The 21360-nt window shown below is 46.7% G+C and carries 15 protein-coding genes and 1 pseudogene; 8 read left to right on the forward strand and 8 right to left on the reverse strand.

What is annotated here, in order from left to right:
- Nucleotides 1–6: 6 nt before the first annotated feature.
- Entirely contained in the window at nucleotides 7–633 is a 627-nt protein-coding gene (locus tag LGV68_RS10505) for a LysE/ArgO family amino acid transporter (protein WP_252536701.1), read from the reverse strand.
- A gap of 113 nt (nucleotides 634–746) precedes the next feature.
- Here LGV68_RS10505 and LGV68_RS10510 point away from each other — a divergent pair, with 113 nt between their 5' ends.
- From LGV68_RS10510 to LGV68_RS10520, 3 genes are all read left to right on the forward strand, one after another.
- Nucleotides 747–1646 carry a LysR family transcriptional regulator ArgP gene (locus tag LGV68_RS10510; protein WP_020428518.1) on the forward strand — a complete coding sequence of 300 codons (900 nt, stop codon included), beginning with the start codon at nucleotides 747–749 and terminating at the stop codon, nucleotides 1644–1646.
- A 175-nt stretch (nucleotides 1647–1821) separates the two neighbouring features.
- Complete coding sequence (locus tag LGV68_RS10515) at nucleotides 1822–2520, forward strand: oxidative stress defense protein (protein WP_020428519.1); 699 nt, start codon at nucleotides 1822–1824, stop codon at nucleotides 2518–2520.
- A 159-nt stretch (nucleotides 2521–2679) separates the two neighbouring features.
- On the forward strand, nucleotides 2680–4554 hold the full coding sequence (locus LGV68_RS10520) for a diguanylate cyclase (RefSeq protein ID WP_038130177.1): 1875 nt from the start codon (nucleotides 2680–2682) through the stop codon (nucleotides 4552–4554).
- A gap of 378 nt (nucleotides 4555–4932) precedes the next feature.
- Here the strand turns inward: LGV68_RS10520 and pykF are convergent, their stop codons facing one another.
- Nucleotides 4933–6345, reverse strand: a complete 1413-nt coding sequence (pykF, locus tag LGV68_RS10525) for a pyruvate kinase PykF (protein WP_020332653.1) — start codon at nucleotides 6343–6345, stop codon at nucleotides 4933–4935.
- 431 nt (nucleotides 6346–6776) lie between these two features.
- Here pykF and LGV68_RS10530 point away from each other — a divergent pair, with 431 nt between their 5' ends.
- Nucleotides 6777–7538 carry a DeoR/GlpR family DNA-binding transcription regulator gene (locus tag LGV68_RS10530; RefSeq protein WP_020428521.1) on the forward strand — a complete coding sequence of 254 codons (762 nt, stop codon included), beginning with the start codon at nucleotides 6777–6779 and terminating at the stop codon, nucleotides 7536–7538.
- A gap of 100 nt (nucleotides 7539–7638) precedes the next feature.
- Nucleotides 7639–9471 carry a glutamine--fructose-6-phosphate transaminase (isomerizing) gene (gene glmS, locus LGV68_RS10535; protein WP_020332651.1) on the forward strand — a complete coding sequence of 611 codons (1833 nt, stop codon included), beginning with the start codon at nucleotides 7639–7641 and terminating at the stop codon, nucleotides 9469–9471.
- A gap of 50 nt (nucleotides 9472–9521) precedes the next feature.
- On the opposite strand, the pseudogene LGV68_RS10540 reads toward glmS, so the two are convergent.
- From LGV68_RS10540 to LGV68_RS10565, 6 genes and pseudogenes are all read right to left on the reverse strand, one after another.
- A pseudogene (locus LGV68_RS10540) lies at nucleotides 9522–10514 on the reverse strand (TRAP transporter substrate-binding protein); the annotation flags it as partial.
- Between the two features lie 349 nt (nucleotides 10515–10863).
- On the reverse strand, nucleotides 10864–12618 hold the full coding sequence (locus LGV68_RS10545) for a GNAT family N-acyltransferase (protein ID WP_047459422.1): 1755 nt from the start codon (nucleotides 12616–12618) through the stop codon (nucleotides 10864–10866).
- Between the two features lie 200 nt (nucleotides 12619–12818).
- Nucleotides 12819–15062, reverse strand: coding sequence for a YjbH domain-containing protein (locus LGV68_RS10550; RefSeq protein WP_233976803.1), 2244 nt, complete (start codon nucleotides 15060–15062; stop codon nucleotides 12819–12821).
- Nucleotides 15059–15817 carry a capsule biosynthesis GfcC D2 domain-containing protein gene (locus LGV68_RS10555; RefSeq protein ID WP_222736006.1) on the reverse strand — a complete coding sequence of 253 codons (759 nt, stop codon included), beginning with the start codon at nucleotides 15815–15817 and terminating at the stop codon, nucleotides 15059–15061. The genes LGV68_RS10550 and LGV68_RS10555 overlap by 4 nt, the downstream gene beginning before the upstream one ends.
- Nucleotides 15814–16491, reverse strand: a complete 678-nt coding sequence (locus LGV68_RS10560; RefSeq protein ID WP_222736011.1) for a YjbF family lipoprotein — start codon at nucleotides 16489–16491, stop codon at nucleotides 15814–15816. The genes LGV68_RS10555 and LGV68_RS10560 overlap by 4 nt, the downstream gene beginning before the upstream one ends.
- Nucleotides 16492–16794: 303 nt before the next feature.
- Nucleotides 16795–16944, reverse strand: coding sequence for a hypothetical protein (locus LGV68_RS10565; RefSeq protein WP_252536703.1), 150 nt, complete (start codon nucleotides 16942–16944; stop codon nucleotides 16795–16797).
- A 566-nt stretch (nucleotides 16945–17510) separates the two neighbouring features.
- On the opposite strand from LGV68_RS10565, the gene LGV68_RS10570 reads away from it, so the two are divergent.
- The 3 genes from LGV68_RS10570 to LGV68_RS10580 all read left to right on the forward strand — a co-directional run bounded on the left by LGV68_RS10570 (nucleotide 17511) and on the right by LGV68_RS10580 (nucleotide 21325).
- Complete coding sequence (locus tag LGV68_RS10570; RefSeq protein WP_252536705.1) at nucleotides 17511–18650, forward strand: polysaccharide export protein; 1140 nt, start codon at nucleotides 17511–17513, stop codon at nucleotides 18648–18650.
- A gap of 10 nt (nucleotides 18651–18660) precedes the next feature.
- Nucleotides 18661–19101 carry a low molecular weight phosphotyrosine protein phosphatase gene (locus LGV68_RS10575; protein ID WP_233976793.1) on the forward strand — a complete coding sequence of 147 codons (441 nt, stop codon included), beginning with the start codon at nucleotides 18661–18663 and terminating at the stop codon, nucleotides 19099–19101.
- A gap of 73 nt (nucleotides 19102–19174) precedes the next feature.
- Nucleotides 19175–21325: a polysaccharide biosynthesis tyrosine autokinase gene (locus tag LGV68_RS10580; RefSeq protein WP_252536707.1), complete on the forward strand. Its 2151-nt coding sequence runs from the start codon at nucleotides 19175–19177 to the stop codon at nucleotides 21323–21325.
- Nucleotides 21326–21360 lie beyond the last annotated feature (35 nt).

The following is a 21360-nucleotide window of genomic DNA, read 5'->3' on the forward strand; positions in this document are numbered from 1 at the left end:
TGCTCCTTAATTCCACAACTGATACAAGTTATTGGTCAGCGCAATGGCGATACCAAACATCATCAACGCGACACCAATATCAATCGCTTGCTTCACTCTGGGTTTGGACAGTGTCGGTGCCAGCTTCGCTGCGCCAATGGAGAGCGAATAGAACCACACGAACGACGCCATAATGGTGCCGATAGCAAACGAGAGTCGATCGTTGCCCTCAAACTGGCCGCCAATTGAGCCTAGAATCACCACGGTATCCAGATATAGATGAGGATTGAGCACAGTGACAGCCAAAGTGCCCAGAATCACCGCCCGGCGTCCTCTCGCTGTGGTTGTCGTGGCATTTTCCTCACTCTGTGCCGTAAAGGCGCTCTTCCAAGACTGGAGGCCATAGAAGGTCAGAAAGGCAATGCCGCCCACAGTCACGAAAGTTAACAGTAACTCACTCTGCGACAAAATAGCGCCGCCGCCGAAGATCCCCAGAGAGATGAAGAAAATATCGAGGAAGCTGCAAATCGTCGCGGTCGTCAGGTGATGGTTGCGCTTGATGCCTTGATTGAGTACGTAAGCATTCTGAGCGCCGATCGGAATGATCATGGTTGCACCAAATCCAAAGCCCTGGAGCAAAATCCAAAAATTCATAGTTATATTCCAAAAGTGAGTAAATAGTTATCTGAAGGCAAAAATAAGGGATAGTTGAAAATAAATAAAACTAATAATATTAATAAGTCATTAGACTAACTTATGGTGATGAAATGCGTGGATTGGATTACCGCTGGATAGAAGCATTGGATGAAATTATCGCACAAGGTAGCTTTGAAAAAGCGGCGGAAACGCTGTGCATCTCACAGTCGGCGGTGTCTCAGCGAATCAAACAACTGGAGAAATGGTTAGCGCAACCCGTGCTGGTGCGTCAGACACCACCCAAGGTGACACCTGCGGGACAGAAGTTACTTGGGCTCTATCGGCAGGTTTGTGTGCTGGAGCAGGACATTCTGCCGCAATTGAATAATGATGGTGTAGAGAAACCCGTGGCCGTGTCGATCGCCACCAACGCTGACAGTCTGGCGACTTGGCTGTTGCCTGCACTCGGCCCACTGATTGCCCCCAGAAAAGTGGAAATCAACCTGCTGGTGGACGATGAGCACCGCACGATAGAGAAACTCAAGAATGGTGAAGTCGTGGGCGCCATCAGCCAATCGTCGAAAACCATCCCCGGTTGTCAGGCGGTGCTATTGGGAAATATGCCGTATCTCTGTGTCTGCTCACCGGAGTTCTATCAGCGCTATTTCGCCGAAGGGGTTACGGGTGAGAGGTTTCAGGTTGCACCTTCGGTCGCTTTTGACCAGCAGGACTTCATCAATGAACGTTTCGTACAGACGTTTGTCGGCCATGAAGTGCACTTCGATGTAAAACATTCGGTAGGCAGTTCCGAAGCGTGCGTAAAAGCGGCGTTGCACGGGTTTGGCTTTGCACTCATCCCGGAGATTCAGATTCGTCACGAACTCAAACAAGGCAAACTGGTCGATGTCCTGCCGGGGCACTTTATCGATCAACAGCTGTACTGGCATCACTGGCAGCTCGAAAGTGGCATGTTGAAAACCATCTCGCAATCGATCGTGGCGTACGCGCGCAAAGTGCTACCACAAGATTGACGAAATCTGACGCAGACAAGGCACGTCAAAGTTGTGTCATTTTCACGCGAAGCCGCTGAGTATGTGCACTATTTCACCTATGATAGAGCCAATGATTTCTGCAGGTTCGCATTGGCGAATTCTGCGACTGGGCCTCAATAATTCCGCCCAGCCATGAACATGAAGGATAAATGGAATGAAATTGATCTCTCAGCTCGCCGTTGTGATTGTTAGCTTGGGTGCGGTTACCGCTCAGGCACAGGAACCGAATTTCCCTCATCTGGTAACCTCTGGTTATGGTGAAGTGGTGGCTAAGCCGGACATGGCGCAGTTTTCGGTCAAAGTAACGGAAACCACCATGAACGCCGAGCAGGCCAAAGCGGCGGTGGATAAAGTGGTAGCGGCGTTTACGACTCAATTGAAATCGTCCGGTGTTAGCGCGCAGCAAATTTCCAGCTCCAATCTCTATCTGGCGCCGCAATACCATTATCCTAAATCAGGTCAGCCAGAACTGGTCGGTTATCGTGCGTCGCGCAGTGTGACCGTGGAGGTGGATGACGTAGCTAATCTGAATCAGTATCTGGACATTGCATTAGCGAACGGCATTAATCAGGTCGACAACGTGCAACTGAAAGTGCGTGATGAAGCGAAATATCAGCAACAAGCGCGTATGGCGGCGATTGAGGATGCCAAACTGAAAGCTCGTTCGATTGCGAAAGGCTTTAAACGTAATCTGGGCGGCGTTTGGCGCGTGGATTACAACACCATGAATCCTCAACCCGTCATGATGCGCGCGATGAGCATGAATGAAAAAATGGATGCCAGCGATACCTATCAGGATGCCACCCTGGTCATTCGCGACCGTGTGGATGTTATCTATAAACTTGTCGATTAACTGAACAACCCGCTAGTGAAATCATCCAGAGCCAACTAAAGCTCTGGATGCAATACCAATCGTAGTAAATGGTACGGAATCGCTAGCTTTTTATTCAGTCTGGGCGTGAAGGTGATATAATGCGCGCCTTCATTGAGTGGTCGGATAGTTGCGTAGGTTATGAGATTTTCCAGAGTCGTCATATTTCTTCTCATCACCTGTACGTTGATCACGACCGTCATTGTCGCCTATTACGTTCAGCGTTATCAGCAGCTCAAACAGAGCAACATCAGCCAGACGGCGCGCGAAGCACTCAATCAACTCGCGTACAGTGAACGCGAATTTACCAGTATTCAAGAACAGCTATTTTCTGTGGCTGACCTGCTTGGCCACGGTCAGAGCACCTGCGATTTTGCCCTTTCTCCTAACGAAACCAACCGGTCTCAGTTGGAAAACGTGTTTATTTCCGTGGCTAAAAGCCAGAAATGGTACAACCATATTCGCTTTATTGATCCGCAAGGCCTGGAGCTGATTCGGGTTGATTACTCATCGGCTACGCATCAGGCAAATTCGGTCAAGACGTTGCAGAGTTATCAGGATAGCGAGCTTTTTCGCTATGCACAGACGCTTTCTGACGACCAAGTTGGTTCTTGGAGCGCCAATCGGATCGTTAAAATCGGGGAGAGCATTCAAACCGTTCCGTCCGTAAGGATCGTCACTCCGGTTGGTATCTTAGGAGAGCGCTATGGCTACATCATGATTGATGTGGATATCTGGAACCTCTCCAATCGCCTTAACTATGCGTTGGAAAAAGATCTGCGTCCTAAGCTGGTGTCTGATGCCGGCGTTTACCTCACGGATAAATACGCCGATACGCATCTCACTTTCGCCCATGAAGAGTTTCACAGCGATAACCTTGCCCAGCATTATCCCCTGAGCTGGGATCGCATCAAGCGCGAAGGGAGTGGCTACCTGCTGGAGAAAAAGCATCTTTTGGTGTTTACCACGGTTTCGATCTCGGACAAACAGCAACTCCATCTGGTGATCAATCTGACACCTGAGCAACTGACCAAGCGTGTTGAGCGCGACCTCAATGATTTGGTCAAAGAAGGGGTATTTGTCTTTCTCATCGTGCTGATTTTTGCATTGCCGACCGTTTCGATGGCGCTGCATTATCATCGCCGCAACATAGAAAGTAAGCTGGCGCGAGCCGCGCTGAATGGCATGTCGGCGGTGATGATTTCCGATAAGTCACATCAAGTGATCATGGTCAATCAAGAGTTTGAAAAGATCACTGGTCTCAGCAGTCATTGGGTGTTGGGGCGCAATGCATTGAAAGTGCTGCTGTGTCACGATGGTATGGATCACGTCCTCAATGTGTTGGAAAAGGTGGCGGAGAATCATTTCTGGGAAGGTGAAATCGAACTGGTGACCGCCGAGCATCAGACACTCACTACCATCATGCGCATTCAGGCAATCTTTGAAGCCGGGCGAGTCAGTTATTACATCACGTCACTGGTGGATATCAGCGAACGTAAAGCATTGGAAAACAAACTGCGTGAGCTGAGCGAAAAAGATTCACTGACCCATCTCTGGAACCGCCGTAAGTTCGAACAGGAGCTGCAAGCTCAAACGCAGCTGGTGCAACGTTATCCGGATAGTCACGACGCGTGTCTGGTGTTGATCGACATCGACTTTTTCAAACGCATCAATGATGAGCTTGGTCATGATGAAGGGGATCGCGTGATTGCGAAAGTTGCTCATATTCTGGCGCAGCAACTGCGAGCGACCGACTTTATTGCCCGTATCGGTGGGGAAGAGTTTGCGGTTCTGATGCCGCATACTGATATTGAAGAAGCAGAAGCTGTCGTAGAGCGCCTTCGTGTCGCTGTGGATATAGACCAAAGTCTAACGGTGACAATCAGTGCAGGGATTACGGACCTGACGCAAGACAGTACTCGTTCGTATAAGTGTGCGGATATCGCCCTGTATGAATCGAAAACATTGGGCCGAAACCAGGTCTCGCTTTGCCGAAGCAGTGATGAGATTGCTTAGTGTCACACTTTTCTGACAATTCGACTAAAGTCGAATTTTAAATTTCTCTTGAGCTAAACTGATTAATAAGTACACTGTTGATATTTTCATCAGTGGTCGCCCAAATTTTGAATGGAGCAGTCACTTTCTCCGCAGTGGGGCGGTGAAAGGGAACGGAAATCGCACACTCTGGGCAAGACGGGGCAGAGTATGGTTAATCATTTTCTAGTAAGGCTCACAATTGGCTTTTTGGTGGTATTAGGATTTAAGCTCAGTGCGCTTTACTTCCTACCTATGGTGTTATTGCTTAACACTCACCACAAAGAGTTTTTTGGTTGGTAAGAGACAGAAACAAAAAATCGGGGCCATGCCCCGATTTTTTTATGCGTTAAACGCGGATTACAGTACGTGTACTGAAGTCGTGTTTGTCGTGCCTGAAGCGACCAGAGCACCAGAAACCATCACGACGATGTCGCCTTTTTTACCCAGACCAGATTCCAGAGCGATCTCTTTACCCAGACGGTAGAAATCGTCAGTGCTGTCGATTGAGTCAACAACAACTGGCGCTACGCCTTTGCTCAGAACCAGCTGCGCAGCCGTTTTCTTGTTAGTCGTTACGGCAATGATGTTTGCAGTTGGGAAGTACTTACGTACTGAACGTGCAGATTTACCTGCTTCAGTTGCAACAACGATCAGTGGAGCAGCCAGTTTCTCAGCTGTATCTACCGCGCCTTTACATACTGCTTCAGTAATGCGTAGACGTGGGCTGTCCAGACGAGAACCCAGTTCTGCTTTCAGTGCAGAATCCGTACGGTTAGCGATTTGCGCCATGATAGTAACTGCTTCAACAGGGTATTTACCTTTCGCTGTTTCACCAGACAACATCACTGCGTCAGTACCGTCCATGATCGCGTTCGCTACGTCGCCCGCTTCTGCGCGAGTTGGACGTGGGTTCTTGATCATTGAATCCAGCATTTGAGTTGCAGTGATAACCACTTTACGGGCACGGTTACATTTCTCGATCATCATCTTTTGCGCGAAGATAACTTCTTCCGCTGGGATTTCTACGCCCAGGTCGCCACGTGCAACCATGATGCCGTCAGACAATTCAAGGATTTCGTCGAAGTTGTCTACGCCTTCTTGGTTCTCAATTTTAGAGATGATTTGAATGTTCTCGCCACCGTTTGCAGCCAGTACTTCACGAATCTCTTTCACGTCAGATGCTTTACGGATGAAAGAAGCAGCAACGAAGTCAACGCCTTGCTCACAACCAAATTTCAGGTCGTTTTTGTCTTTTTCAGACAGGGCTGGCAGGTTCACAGATACGCCTGGTAGGTTTACACCTTTGTTTTCGCCCAGTGCGCCGTTGTTCAGCACTTTACATTTTACTTCTGAGTCAGTTTTAGCAATCACTTCCATTTCGATCAGACCGTCGTCAACCAGAATGGTGTTACCTACGTTCAGGTCTTGTGCGAAGCCTGCGTAAGTCACGGCAACGATGTCTTTGTTACCCACAACAGAGGTATCTGTAGTGAAAGTGAATTCTTGACCAGCAACCAGATCAACGTCATCACCGTTTTCCAGTTTAATGGTACGGATTTCAGGACCTTTAGTATCCAGCAGGATAGCCAGTTGCTTACCAGTGTTTTCCATGACCTGGCGGAAGTTCGCAATACGAGTACCGTGTTCAACGTAGTCACCGTGAGAGAAGTTCAGGCGCATTACGTTCATGCCTGCGTTGACCAGTTCAGTCAGTTTCTCTACAGATTCAGTTTTAGGGCCAATCGTACAAACGATTTTGGTCTTTTTCATGGAAGGGTCTCTCCGGTAATAAATATTAAGAAATAGAAGTTTGGTGCGTAGCCCCAAAGTGATCTCGGTGGTGGCAATATTTCGTCTTCAATTGCCAAGTGTAGTTCACGAGTTTCTTTCACTCCAAAGCTGAAAGTCTTTCAACAAATTTAGTCATTTTATGACCATTTGTTTGGGATGAAATTTCAGAAATCTGTGACTTAGTCACTTTAAACGGCGAAAGTTACAAAAATATCACGCCGCATTCTGTAATTTTTTTTCTTTTCAGGTGTGAATTCTACCACTGAATGGCGGCAATATCACTGTCTAAGATTTGTCTTAGGACAAGGTTTTAGCGCGAAATATTAATTTTTTGGATCAAAATAAATAGACACAAATGTTTCGGTTTGATTATAATTTGTTTCGATTCGAAACTTGATAAAAAATAAACCATGTCGAAACGAAATACACAGCTGAGACGCCATGCGATTGCCAATCTGGTGAATGAACAGGGTGAGGTCAGTGTCGAGGCTTTGTCTAGTCAGTTTGAAACCTCCGAAGTCACGATTCGAAAGGATCTGGCCTCTTTAGAAGCCAATGGGCTACTGTTAAGACGCTACGGTGGTGCGATCGCTTTGCCGAAAGAAGTGGTCGCAGACGAAATGAGTTCAAAAGTTTCGGTTCGAAAGATATCACTCGCCAAAGCCGCCGCAAAATTAATTCGTGACCACAATCGAATTGTGATCGACAGCGGCAGTACGACCGGTGCTTTGATTGAGCAGTTGAACGACAAACGTGGGCTGGTGGTGATGACCAACTCCTTGCATGTGGCGAACGCGCTCAACGAACTGGAAAGTGAACCGACGCTGCTGATGACGGGCGGAACCTGGGATACCCATTCCGAATCGTTTCAGGGCAAAGTCGCGGAATCAGTACTGCGCTCTTACGATTTTGACCAGCTGTTTATTGGTGCTGATGGCATTGACCTTGAACGTGGCACGACTACGTTTAATGAGTTGGTGGGATTAAGCAAAGTCATGGCAGAAGTCTCGCGTGAAGTGATCGTCATGGTTGAATCGGACAAAGTTGGCCGCAGAATCCCGAACTTAGAACTGGCGTGGGACAATATCGATGTGCTGGTCACCGATAAAGAGTTACCCGACGAGTACGCGGCGCAAATTGAATCTCATCAGGTCCGAGTGATTCGGGCCTGAGCATAACAAATACCCTCCTTCTCTGACGGGCCTTTTGCTTGCTGCCCCGGCTGGAATGCCGCAGAGAAGCTGAAACAAAAATAGTTACGGAGTAATAAACATGTGTGGAATTGTTGGTGCAGTAGCACAACGTGATGTCGCTGAAATTCTGGTGGAAGGCCTACGCCGTCTGGAATACCGCGGTTACGACTCTGCCGGTGTGGCAGTGGTAGACAGTGAATGTCAGCTGACGCGCGTTCGTCGCCTGGGTAAAGTGCAAGAGCTGGCAGATGCCGTTGAAGCGGAGCACGTTGCCGGCGGTACGGGTATTGCGCACACACGCTGGGCAACTCACGGTGAGCCATCTGAAATCAACGCACACCCACACATGTCTGGTGATATCGCTGTGGTACACAACGGCATCATTGAAAACTACGAAGTACTACGTGAACAGTTGCGTGAGCGCGGTTACGTGTTTGAGTCACAAACCGATACCGAAGTGATTGCCCATCTAGTGGAGTGGGAACTGCGCACTGCAGGTTCGCTGCTGGAAGCGGTGCAGAAAACGGTCAAACAGCTGGAAGGCGCGTACGGTACGGTTGTGGTTGATCGTAAAGATCCATCTCGCATAGTGGTAGCGCGTTCTGGCAGCCCGATCGTGATTGGTTTCGGTGTGGGTGAGAACTTCCTGGCATCAGACCAATTGGCGCTGCTGAGCGTGACTCGCCGCTTTATGTACCTGGAAGAAGGTGACGTGGCAGAAGTGACTCGCCGTGAAGTGAAAGTGTTCAACACGTTCGGTGAAGCGGTTGAGCGCGAAATCGTGGAATCAAATGCTGAACACGATGCGGGTGACAAAGGTCACTACCGTCACTTCATGCAGAAAGAAATTTTCGAACAACCAAAAGCGCTGATCAACACCATGGAAGGTCGCCTGACCAAAGATTCTGTGGTTACCGAAAGCATTGGTGTTCACGCAGCGGACATTCTGAACAAAGTTGAACACGTACAAATCGTCGCTTGCGGTACTTCTTACAACGCGGGTATGACAGCGCGTTACTGGTTTGAAGCACTGGCTGGTGTCAGCTGTGACGTGGAAATTGCGTCTGAATTCCGCTACCGCAAATTTGTAACGCGTCCAAACAGCCTGCTGATCACGTTGTCGCAGTCGGGTGAAACTGCGGATACGCTGGCTGCTCTGCGTCTGGCGAAAGAAAAAGGTTACATGGCGGCAATGACCATCTGTAACGTGGCTGGCTCGTCACTGGTGCGTGAATCAGATTTCGCGTTCATGACTCGCGCTGGCACTGAGATTGGTGTGGCATCAACCAAAGCCTTCACCACTCAACTGTCCGCACTGTTGATGCTGGTAACCGCGCTGGGCAAACAGAAGCAAGTGATCGACAAAGCGCAGGAAAAAGAGATTGTTGAAGCGCTGCACGCTCTGCCACAACAGATTGAAACCGCTCTGGCGTGTGAAAAAGAGATCGAAGCGATCGCAGAAGACTTTGCTGAGAAGCACCACACACTGTTCCTGGGCCGTGGCGAATACTTCCCGATTGCTCTGGAAGCTGCGCTGAAACTGAAAGAGATTTCTTACATTCACGCCGAAGCATACGCTGCCGGCGAATTGAAACACGGCCCGCTAGCGCTGATCGATGCTGACATGCCAGTGGTTGTGGTGGCTCCAAGTAACGATCTGCTGGAAAAACTCAAATCCAACATTGAAGAAGTGCGCGCACGTGGCGGTCTGCTGTATGTGTTTGCTGATCAAGCGGCTGGCTTTGAAGGGGATGACACCATGAAGATTGTGACCATGCCACACGTGAGTGAAATCACGGCGCCAATCTACTACACCATTCCAATGCAGCTGTTGTCTTACCACGTTGCACTGATCAAAGGCACTGACGTAGACCAGCCACGTAACCTGGCAAAAGCGGTGACCGTAGAGTAACAGGCTAATTAGTTGAATCAAAAAGGGCTGCCATTGGCAGCCCTTTTTCCTTATGGGTTAGAGTTGAGGTAGGCTTGTGTCGAAATCTTAGTCCAGTCACGCACTTTCTTCAGGTAACTGTGTTGAGATTCGATGATCTCTTTGGCGAGAGGATCGTTGGCTGCGAGTTCTTGTAACAGCTCATCATTGGCTTTACGCATGGCGTCTAACACCGCCGGCGGGAAATCGCGGACTTTGATGTCCGGATGTTCAGTCGTCATCTGTGCCCATGCCGTCGCATTGGCGTCAATCGCCTGAGCGTACATATCAAATGCCGCAACGCGGAATGCTGTTTTCAGGATCACCTGCAGATCATTCGGCAGCGAATCCCAGACCTTTTTGTTCACCAAGAACTGTGTCTCTGACCCTGGTTCATGCCAGGCTGTGTAGTAATAAGGTGCAATTTTCTGAAAACCCATGCGCAGATCGAACGCTGGTCCCACCCATTCCAGCGCATCAATCGTGCCGCGCTCAAGTGAGGTATACAGTTCCCCCGGTGCAATGTTGGTTGGCTTAGCGCCGACTTTAGCAAATATTTCGCCGGCAAAACCCGGAATGCGCATCTTCAGCCCTTGCAGATCATCAATGGAGTTGATCTCTTTTTTAAACCAGCCGCCCATCTGAATGTCGGAGTTGCCGCCGGGAAATGAGAGCAGACCAAAAGGTTCGTAAACTCTCTGCATCAGCTCCATGCCGCCGCCGTAGAAGAACCAGGCGTACTGTTCCATAGTGATCATGCCAAACGGCATAGAAGAGAAAAACAGCGTATTCGGTACCTTGCCTTTCCAGTAATAAGAGCTGGAATGACCCAGATCGTACTGACCGGATTTGACCATATCAAACACGCCCAGTGGCGCTTTGTGCTTATTGGCCGAATCGATACGAATCTGTAGTCGCCCGTTCGACATCTCTTCCGCCAGTTTGGCCATATTGCGTGAGGCATCACCGAGAATTGGTGTGTTCGCCCCCCACGTTTCGGCCAGCTTGAGACGATAGACTTTTTCCGCTGCTGCACTGACGCCACTGAATAGGGTCAGAGACAAGAGTAAGGCGGTGGTCATTCCTTTGTGTATGGCAGACTTAGTCAACATAACTTCCTCATTTTTATTGTTATTGACCGGATAATCTTCTGGTTAGAACAAAAAAACGTCAATTGGCTGTGGAGAAAAGAAGGCGAGTGATGCTGAAGGAGTCTGCTGTATGTCGGATTATTTTAGGCTTTTAATGTTGGTTTATATTTCAGTATTAGCGATATGTTTGGTTTGAAGGCGAGTTTATGACCGTTCGTTATGATTTCAAAACTGTCTGTAAGGTCACGGCGATGATCCAGTGACCATCGCCGTGTTGAGCGGTTTAACGGCCGTGATAGCCCAGATATTGCTGCGCTTCCTGACTGCCCATGTAGCGAGAGAGGGTACGCTGTGGCACATTACGCAAATCGACCACAATCAAACCATCGAGCGCATCGTTAAAATCCGGGTCGATGTTGAAGCTGACCAGTTTGCCATTGAGGCCAAGGTATTGGCGCAGCAACACCGGAATGCCTTTGCCTTCGTCAATGCGGGCAATCACACGCGACAGCAATTGCAGGTCGGCGAGCGACGTCAGCAGACTGGCATTCCACAGGTTTTGACCCGTCGGTAGCGGATTGGTCGCTTCCACCAGTTCGGCCTGTGCTTTGTCGTAGTAATGCAGCGTCATGGTGTCGGCCAGCAGGCGACGCGCTTGATCGCTGTAGTCGCTGCTGATGCTCACCGGACCAAACAGGTGCGTGTAGTCCGGATGGCGTTGCACGTAAGTGGCGATGCCTTTCCACAGTAGCAGCAGGGGCGCCATGCTTTTTTGGTACGCTTCATCAATCACCGAGCGCCCCATCTCAATCGCTTTGCCCATGTTGTGCAGAAAGCGCGGGTCGTACTGAAACAGGGTGCTGGAGTACAGCCCATCAATGCCGCGACTTGTCAGCAGTTCATCGACCAACCCTAAGCGATACGCGCCGACCAGTACTTCATGTTCGCGATCCCAGATAAACAGGTGCAGATAATCGCGGTCGAACTCGTCAATATCCAATGATAAACCAGTGCCTTCACCGACTTGGCGAAAATTGAGTTCTCGCACACGGCCAATTTCATGCAGGATGGCGGGAATGTTCTCGGCTCGCGTGCAGTACACATCAAATTCGTTGTGGCGCAGCAGATGATCCGAAAATGACAGACGCGCGATGTCTTGGCGTAGATCATCCAGCGGCAAGCGGGCATCTATCGGTGCCAGCGAACTATCTTGCGCGGTTTTGTTGCGCGTAATGGTGGCAGGGTTGTGCAACAAGTAGGTGTTCAAGCGCAGGTAGTTGACCAATTGCTGATCGCACAGATCGTTCACTTCCTTGTAGTGAATGGTTTCGCCGATCGCGATGTCGATGCAGCTCTGCTTTTTATTCAGCAGTTCGCGCCCGAGCATCAGGGTACGCAGCAGTGGATGGATTTTCCCCGCCATATAAAAACGTTTGGAGTTCTGGCCATCGATGTACACTGGCACCGATTTGGCTTTGTGTTTTTTGATCAGGCGGCTGACCGACTGGCTCCACTCTTTGTCTTCCAAACGACGTTGTTTGTTGTCGACCAGTTGTGACACTTCGCCGGCGGGGAACATCAGCAATAAGCCGCCTTGCTCCAGATGTTTATGCGCCTGACGCAGAGCCAGTAAATTGGCCTTGTGCGCTTGGCGGGTTTCAAACACATCCACGCCGATAAATAGTTCATCGAGCTCGGGGACGGTTTTGAGGTAGTGATTGGCGAGGATCTTGATGTCTGAGCGGCGAGTCAGTAACAGTTCAGCAAGAATCACCCCTTCCACGCAGCCAAGTGGGTGGTTCGCCACGACCACAGTCGCACCCGTTTGCGGCACTTGGCCCAGTGAGCCTTTCACCACTTGGTAATCAATGCCCAACACTTCGAGCGTGAAACGCAGAAACTGCGCCGTATCGCACCCAGCCGGGCGCTGGGCGTAAAATTTATCAAGTTGGTTTAAACCGGTCGCCCATTCGGCGAATTGTTCACCCAGGCCAAACGGGGTTTTGCGCGGCAATTTAAAAGGGCTGGTGGAAAGCATAACGTCCTCACGATCCGTGTTTTATCGTCATGCTAGAGCGCGATTGTGTCAGAACCGCTGCGATTGGATGAGGCTTTGATGGCGTTTCGATTGCAGTTTGGTGACGATGAACGGCAGTGGATGTGAAGTGGGGTAACAACTGAAAGGTATGCAGAGGGAAAAGTCATGCCTACGGTGCGTAGGCACGACAGAATTAATGATTACTGACTGGAAGAAACTTGGTTTTTGCGCTCAAACCAAGGGCTACGAGCATCGGTGATATCATAGAGATGATATTTCCGACTCAGTGTCTGGCCTCCATCGCGAGTAATAGGTTGCCATGCTATGTTGGCTCTGTTTGTTGATGGTTTTATCGTCATAACGTCGAATGGCACGGAAACATAGAAACCTTTGTTGTAGCTGCCTTCACCGTATTCTTCGGTAGTCAGGTCAGTCACAGTGGCAAATGCACCGACAATCACCCCGGATTTGAATTGCTTGGAAAAATCTACCCGCACTCCTTTGTCTCCCCCAAGGAATTTTCCAACACTGACTTTGAATAAGGTGTCATCAATCCAATCCCATTGCGGTGTGTAATATGTAGTGATTTGCCCAGTTGTTCCTTTATCAAGAACATAGGCCTGACAACTGACGTCACCTGCTGCACAGTTGTTGGCGTTATAACCATCATAGTAAACGTAAGAATCGCTGAATGTACCGAACCAGGAATCAGGATCACGTTGTGAAATCAGGTTAGCATCGACACCAACAGCCCAGTTGCTGTTCATTGGGCGATACAGAACTTCCCCCCCGACACCAGCAAACATGGTTTCTAAATAACCGGCGTAGGCTTGTGTATAGATTTGTTGGAACGGTTGTTCAAACCAGGTTAGCTGAAGATTGTTCAGTCGCACTGGGTTATCGTGAACGTAGGCTCGGAACATGGTACGCACGCGTGGTACGGCAAAGTTGGAAATGTGAGGGTTGTTCTCAACATAGTTGAATTGGTCATAGTTATCGACCAAGTTGAAGTAAATGGAACCACTGGCCTCAATATTGTTGGTAAGCCACAGGTTGGCATTAGTATTGAAGCCTATTTGGTAAAGATAAAAGGACTCCGGCCCACCAAAAGACTGCTGTAAAACAGGAGCTATACCTGCGTTCCATCGGTTGTGGTTCTCAGCCAGTATCGTACCGGATGATCCTTTCCTAGGCTCTGAACTTCTGGTGGCATCCGCCATTTGAGCGCCGATGTATTCGTTGCGAGCAATTTTTTTATAGCCAGTTGCTGAAATATCCGTTTCAGTAAGTGCAACGCCATTCCGCTGCTCTACGATCCGATAGGTTCGAATCGTGCTTGGAGCATTATTAGCCAGAATCGCGGCCAATCGATCTTGAGCTTCTTCACGATCGCGATATTTGACTTGTTGACCTGTCACAACCAAAGTCTCGTCATTTTGGCTGATGGTATTGTTCACATAACCCGCATTGGTTGCGAGTTTCGCGCTCACTTCATTCCAGTCGGGGGTACTGTTCGGCGCTGCGCCGACCGACTCTTTTTGCTCATCTCTCCAACTGGATTGTAACTGATTGAAGTTAGTGTAGAGATTCAGTCCTAGCGTTAAAGTATCGCCTCGTTGATAACTCAGCTTTGCATCGCCCCAATCCCCAAGCCTGTAAAGAACACCAAAGTTCCAAGGAGTATGCTGAGGCATTGGCTTGCCTCCCTGCACATAAGGGAAATCTTGAGAATAATCATTTGCATCGTATTCGATTTTTAGACGAAGTGGAGCGTATGCCGTCTGATATTCAGCCCCTCCGAATAGTGCTGCCGGGCCGTGGAACCAACGGCCTGCATCAATAGAACCACCACTTTGCTTTACTTCCGTGCTGCGATCACAAAACGAATTGCTAGTGTGACAGATTGGATTACCGATGTTACCACTCTGACCCAAATACCCCCATCCCATCCCAAGGGTGATATCTAAGTTGCCGAAACGCTTTGTCGCAGCAATAAATTCGCCGTCAAATAACCCAGTACCACCAATATCTCTAATTCCGATAGAGGTTTCTGGCAACCAGTAACTTTCTTCCAAAAGGCGTAATTTGACGTCTATCCCCTTGTCCGTATACAAGTTATCTCCGCTGTAGGACGGATTTGGGTTGTACAGCATATCAGGTACCCGCGTATAGCGAATCGTAGATTCCAACCAAGGAAATAACTGTATAGAGGTATAGAAATGTTGGTAATCATCATTGACGTTGATTCCAAAGTTGAATTCACCTTCGTCGGCCATTCTACCCGTTGGTGTTTGCATCAACCCAACACCACCAAAATCTGATTGAGAAGGTTGTAATGCCAGTGGTGTCAAAGATGAGGCGAAAACTTGGCTGGAAAGCATGCCAAGACAAACCGCGCTCATGACATAAGTAAAAGGCGTGATTGAGCGTTCAAGGTTTGTCATAAATAAGGACCTTCGATCATACTAATAAGGGTGGCAATGTCTTTTTCGAGTTGAATCAATTGATGGTCTGTAGTATTAAACCCGACCAAAATCGAACTGCCTGGTTGAAGTTTTGTTGACTCATTGTTCCAGTAGGCATAGCCGACACGTGAAATGTCGCCGTTTGGAGAGATAACCCAAGCGTAGCTCGAATAGCTTTTGTGTCTGGCGCGAGAACGTTCAATGTAATCGGCAACAGTAAAACTTGACTGAAATGCAGTGCTTTGTTCTTCAGAGAGGCCGAATAGCGTTATTGAATTGGGTCTATGAGACAACTCAAGCTGATAGTTGCCTGGAAGCAATGGATTAAGCTCAGTTTTGAGGCGAACGGCGTCGACGTCCAGATTGGTTTTCAACCTAAAACCAAATTGAAACTGATTGAGTTGAGTCAACAACTGCTTGGCAGTAACACGATAGTCATTGTCATTCAGTAAGTTACTTAATTGTTCTTGTACATTTAAGTAGAACTGAGCGGCTTGTTTTTTCTGACTAAGAGAAAAAAGTTTGCTCCCTTCATGATAAGCGTGTGGTTCTCTAGATTTCATGTCTTGAATCAGCGCATCTGCTAACACTCGATCGAGGCGAACTGCCTGATTGTACTGCAGCACAAGTTGGTGATTGTGCAATACAACATGTGTTGATTCATGAGCTGAAATACCGGAACTGCCTAAAATTAAAACAGTCATGAAAAGCGATAGTGGTTTCAAGCGGTTCATTGTCGAGTTTCCAGATAAGGTTTGAGAATGTCCATTTCTATCTGGGCCATATTCGGCCCAATGTGTTGGATGCTCTTGAGCACCACGCCTTGCTGGTTGACCCAATAGTGATTTTGAATACTCGATGAAAGATCTGAAAAGGAAATGGTTTCTTGCCAATGTTCCAAGGCTTCCTGCCATAGTTCGGGCTGAGTAAAATCACTATTTAACTTGATTGTTGAGACATCGGCAGAATATCCGTATTGGTTTCTGGTTTGCCAATCATAAGTTGCTTGCCATCGACCTGGATAAGTCCATTCAGGCATTTCTCCGTTAATAGCAGCCAAGTTCTGTTCTGGAAGGTTGAGCGTTTTTACAATTCTGCCTTGCTCGGTCACAATCATTGCATGATCGTTAGAGACCCATTTTAATTGAGTATTTCCAGTCACCGGGTTTTTTTCGGCAAAGGCTAATACCATAAACACACGTGGTCCATTATTCAGTCGCACATAAGTGCTTGCATAGGGTAATTCATTGACTTGCTCAGCAGAAAGAGTGACATCATCAATACCCCAAAATGCTTCTTTTAATGTGTCATTGACACTCGATATTTGCTGAGAGCAACCAACTAGTAAGAGCAAGGCCGTGGCGTTGCCTACTTTTAATAAATTACGCCATCCTGATATGTCGTTCATGGCTAATGTTATTCCTTATTGTGTTTTGTGTTATTTAATCTCTAGAAGGGGTTTTGTTATTTTTTTGTTATTTTTAATCTTAAATACATCGAATTGATTGTTATTTGTTCTGGTTTATTTATTGATATTTTTGTTTTTAAATTCGATAAGTTCAAATTAGTGTAAATTTTAAAGAAAAAGACCAACCGCAGTTGGTCTTATAGCGTGTGATTTTACTTTAGGTAGCAAACTAGTTCGTACCAGTTGTACCAGTTGTACCATCAGTGCTGTTGTTTTGAGAAACGGCAACAGCTGTTGTCACTACTAATGCGGTGCCCACAGCAACGCCAGCAGCAGTAACGCCTCCGACAGCAGCAGTCCCGGCTGCTGCACCGCCAGCTGAGCCACCAGACGCAGCAGCAGCAGAGCTTTCTTCAACGGCTGCGAAAGCCGATGTTGAAACACCCAATGCAACGAACAATGCTAATGCGATTTTTTTCATAGAGAGTCCTTAATATACAAATTTAAACATCGATGTTTGAAGTGTGTATTTCACTTCGAAGCCAATTGTAGATATAAATCGTTTGGAAAGTAAACGAACATATGTGTTCGATAAGTTTAGATTCAAACTTGCTTAAACAGGACAGCGGTTTCTAAAAGATATTTGAGACAATAAATTGTCATCTTGGCTGCAATATGCATAATAATCGACCTAAGAATAAATATGGTATAAGTGACCGTCATGATAATTTTGTCAATATGTTAGTAAGGGTGAGTCTTAAGGATAAATTTAGGCGAAATTAGATGAGAGTGAACATTTAAGTCTAGTGTTATGTGTCTTTATTATTGCTAAATTTTCTTTGAAATCCACGAACAACAACGTATAGGGAGCCTGTAAAGGGCTAGGTATAGTTCTGGTAACAATAGCTGTTCTAAAACTTTCAAACTTTATGTAGAGCTGTGCTCTTACTTTGTACAGTTGAATGTTTACCGGAGATGATAAGAGTAACTGTAAAGTACTCATGAAAAAATTGGCTTAAATGGAAGTGAAAAAATATCTCGTTCTCTCGGCATTGTTACCGACGATTCTGGCTGGTTGCACTGTTGTACCAGGTTCGCATCTTTCCGTTGATAATAAAAACATCATTCAAGCTGATTCGAATGATCAAAACGATAATATGACTGAGCAAGTCAACATTTATCCCCTAGATGCGCACAGTGTTAGTCGCTATAACTCTGCTAAAGATGTTCGCTCTCGCGCAAATGCTGAGCTTGATAAACAAATTGAGACCTACGAGTATCAAGTAGGGGTTGGTGACATACTAAATGTTACGATTTGGGATCATCCTGAACTGACTATTCCTGCGGGGTCCTATCGGAGTGCCTCTGAAGCGGGTAACTGGGTTCATTCCGATGGCACAATTTTCTATCCCTACATTGGTACGGTTGACGTTGCTGGAAAAACAGTGCGTGAGATTCGCGCGGTAATTTCAGAACGTTTATCTAAGTATATTGAAAGCCCACAGGTGGACGTAAGTGTTGCGGCTTTTCGATCACAGAAGGCATATGTCACAGGTGAAGTTACGGTTCCAGGTAAACAAGCTATCACCAATATCCCTTTAACCATCCTCGATGCAATTAACAATGCTGGCGGTTTAGCTGATGATGCAGATTGGCGTAATGTTACATTAACACGTAACGGCGAAGAGCTGAATATTTCACTGTATGCATTGATGCAGCGTGGTGATTTGACCCAAAACAAATTGTTACAAGCTGGTGATATTATTCATGTTCCTCGAAATGATAGTCAGAAAGTGTTTGTTATGGGGGAGGTGAATGAACCTAAAATGCTGAAGATCGATCGCTCTGGAATGAGTCTCACTGAAGCGCTTAGTAGTGTGGGGGGGATTAACCAACTTTCAGCAGACGCTACGGGCGTGTTCGTGATACGTACATCTAGTGATAAATCAGAGCGCTTGGCAGACATTTATCAACTGAATATCAAAGACGCTTCTGCGTTAGTGATTGGTACGGAATTTGAAATTCAGCCTTATGACATTGTATATGTTACGGCTGCTCCACTCACGCGTTGGAATCGTGTGGTTAGTCAATTGGTGCCGACAATCTCTGGGTTTAATGAACTCACCGAGGGAGTGTTACGGATTCGTAACTGGCCGTAAGGAGGTGGTTTTGTTTAACAATATCTTAGTGGTTTGTGTTGGTAATATTTGCCGCTCTCCTACTGGGGAGCGCGTGTTGCACAAGTTGCTCCCACACAAACATATTGCTTCAGCTGGTTTGGGTACTGACAAAAGCCGCCTGACAGGAAGGCCTGCTGATGAATTGGCTTTAAAAGTTGCAGAAGAACATAATTTAGACCTGAGTAATCATAGCGCGCAACAGCTGACGAGTTCACTTTGTGCGCAATACGATTTGATTCTGGTTATGGAAAAAAAGCACATAGAAGCGCTGACAGATATTGCGCCAGAGGCTCGTGGTAAAACTATGCTGTTTGGACAATGGATAGGACAGAAAGACATCCCTGATCCTTTTCGACAAAGCAGAGAAGCGTTTGAATATGCCTATGAATTGATTGAACAGGCCGCAAAAGCTTGGGTGAGAAAGTTATAAATATGACAACTGCTCATTGGAACACACAATTGATTTCACTCTTTCTCTGAACGACCCAGGACACAACAATACTATGACAACAAAACTATCAAGAACAGCGGCTGAAAATAGTTCTGATGAAATCGAGTTAGGAAAACTCTTTGGTATTATTTTTGATTCCAAATGGATCATCCTTTTAACTACTTTGTTATTTTCTCTCGTGGGTGTGGCATTCGCTCTTCTCTCTACGCCGATCTACAAAGCTGATTCATTGATCCAGATAGAACAAAAAAGCTCAGGTGGTATTGGCTCTTTGGTTGGAGATATGGGAGAGCTATTTTCCTCAGAGTCTTCTGCTACGACTGAAATCGAAATCATTAAATCTCGTATGATTTTAGGTGATACAGTTGAAAAATTTAATTTAACAACTGTCGTTGAACCGTCGTATTTCCCATTTCTTGGTAAGGGATTGGCTCGTATTCGTGGCGATTTAAGTTCAATGAGTGTGAAGCGCTTTACCATTCCTGAGTTTGCCCAAGAGTCAACCCATACTATTGTTGTTCTTGATAATGATCAGCAAATTTATCAGTTGCTTCGAGATGATCGTGTAATACTGAAAGGTCAAGCTGGCGTATTAGCAAAAAGCGATGGTTATGAGTTATTCGTTTCTTCATTTTATGCGAATGATGGCTTTGAATTTTCTATCACGAAGCGTAGTCAACTAGAGGCAATTGAGTGGCTGAAGCGAAACTTGTCTGTCAGTGAGCGAGGAAAGCAAACAGGTATATTAGGACTGAGTTTTACTGGTGAGAATCGAGCACTGATTTCAGATGTGCTTAATGATATAGCACAGAATTACTTTTTACAGAATGTCGCTCGTAACTCAGCAGAAGCAGAGAAGAGTTTGAGCTTCCTGAAAAGTCACTTACCGGATGTAAAAGACAGCTTGACTACCGCCGAAGACGTTCTTAACACGTTTCGTCAAAAAAATGACTCAATCGATTTGGGACTAGAGGCCCAATCAACATTGAAGGTTATGGTGGAGCTTGAAGCACAGCTTAATGAACTGACATTTAAAGAAAGTGAAATCAGTCAGCGCTTTACCAAGGATCATCCCGCATATCGATCTCTGTTAGACAAGCGTACTACGCTTCTAAAAGAAAAAGAACGCTTAAATCAACAGATTCAAAAGATGCCTAAAACGCAGAGGGAAGTGCTGCGAATGACGCGTGATGTCGAGGTGAATCAACAAATCTACGTTCAGCTATTAAACAAAGTTCAGGAGCTTTCAATCGTAAAAGCAGGTACAGTTGGCAACGTTCGCATTTTAGACAATGCACAGACGTTTGCAACCCCAGTTAAGCCCCAAAAAACTATGATTGTTCTGCTTTCAACATTATTGGGAGGGATGCTAAGTTTAGCTTTTGTTTTAGTTAAAGCAGCTTTACATCGAGGAGTGGAGAATCCAGATGACATTGAGCAGATAGGCCTGTCAGTTTATGCCAGTATTCCCAAGTCAAGTCTTCAACTTGAACTCTTCAACAAGCTTAAACGTCATCGTAAACAAAACAGGGATCTTACATTATTAGCTGAATCCAATCCTGCAGACTTATCAGTCGAGGCATTGCGCGGATTACGTACCAGCTTGCATTTTGCGATGATGGAAGCAAAGAATAATGTCCTCATGATTTCTGGGCCTGCACCAGGTATAGGTAAATCTTTTGTATCGACGAACTTTTCAGTCGTTGCAGCTAAGACAGGTCAAAGAGTGCTATTGATTGATGCAGATATGCGCAAGGGGTATTTGCAGCAACCTTTCGGAATGGATTGGGAAAATGGCTTATCAGATTATCTGGGGGGTAAGATTCCTCTTGCAACGGCGGTTAAAGAGACCCGTATTGAAAATTTGGACATCATGACACGTGGTCAGGTTCCTCCTAATCCTTCTGAGCTTCTTATGCATCCTCGATTCAATGAATTAGTAGAGTGGGCGAGTGGGCACTATGATTTGGTTATTATTGATACACCTCCAGTTTTAGCTGTTACGGATCCAAGCATTGTTGGTGCATTAGCTGGGACAACTCTTATGGTTGCTCGCTTTGGTATGAACACAGTGAAAGAGATTGATGTTGCTCGAAACCGCTTCGAACAAGCGGGTATCGAAGTAAAGGGCGTTATTTTGAATGCAACAGAGAAAAAAGCGTCTAACTATGGATATGGTTATTACAGTTATTCATACCAGTAATAATCTTACACCTATCTTTAATTTTTCTGTTTTCA

The sequence above is a fragment of the Vibrio sp. LQ2 genome (assembly GCF_023920125.1).
GTDB lineage: Bacteria > Pseudomonadota > Gammaproteobacteria > Enterobacterales > Vibrionaceae > Vibrio > Vibrio fluvialis.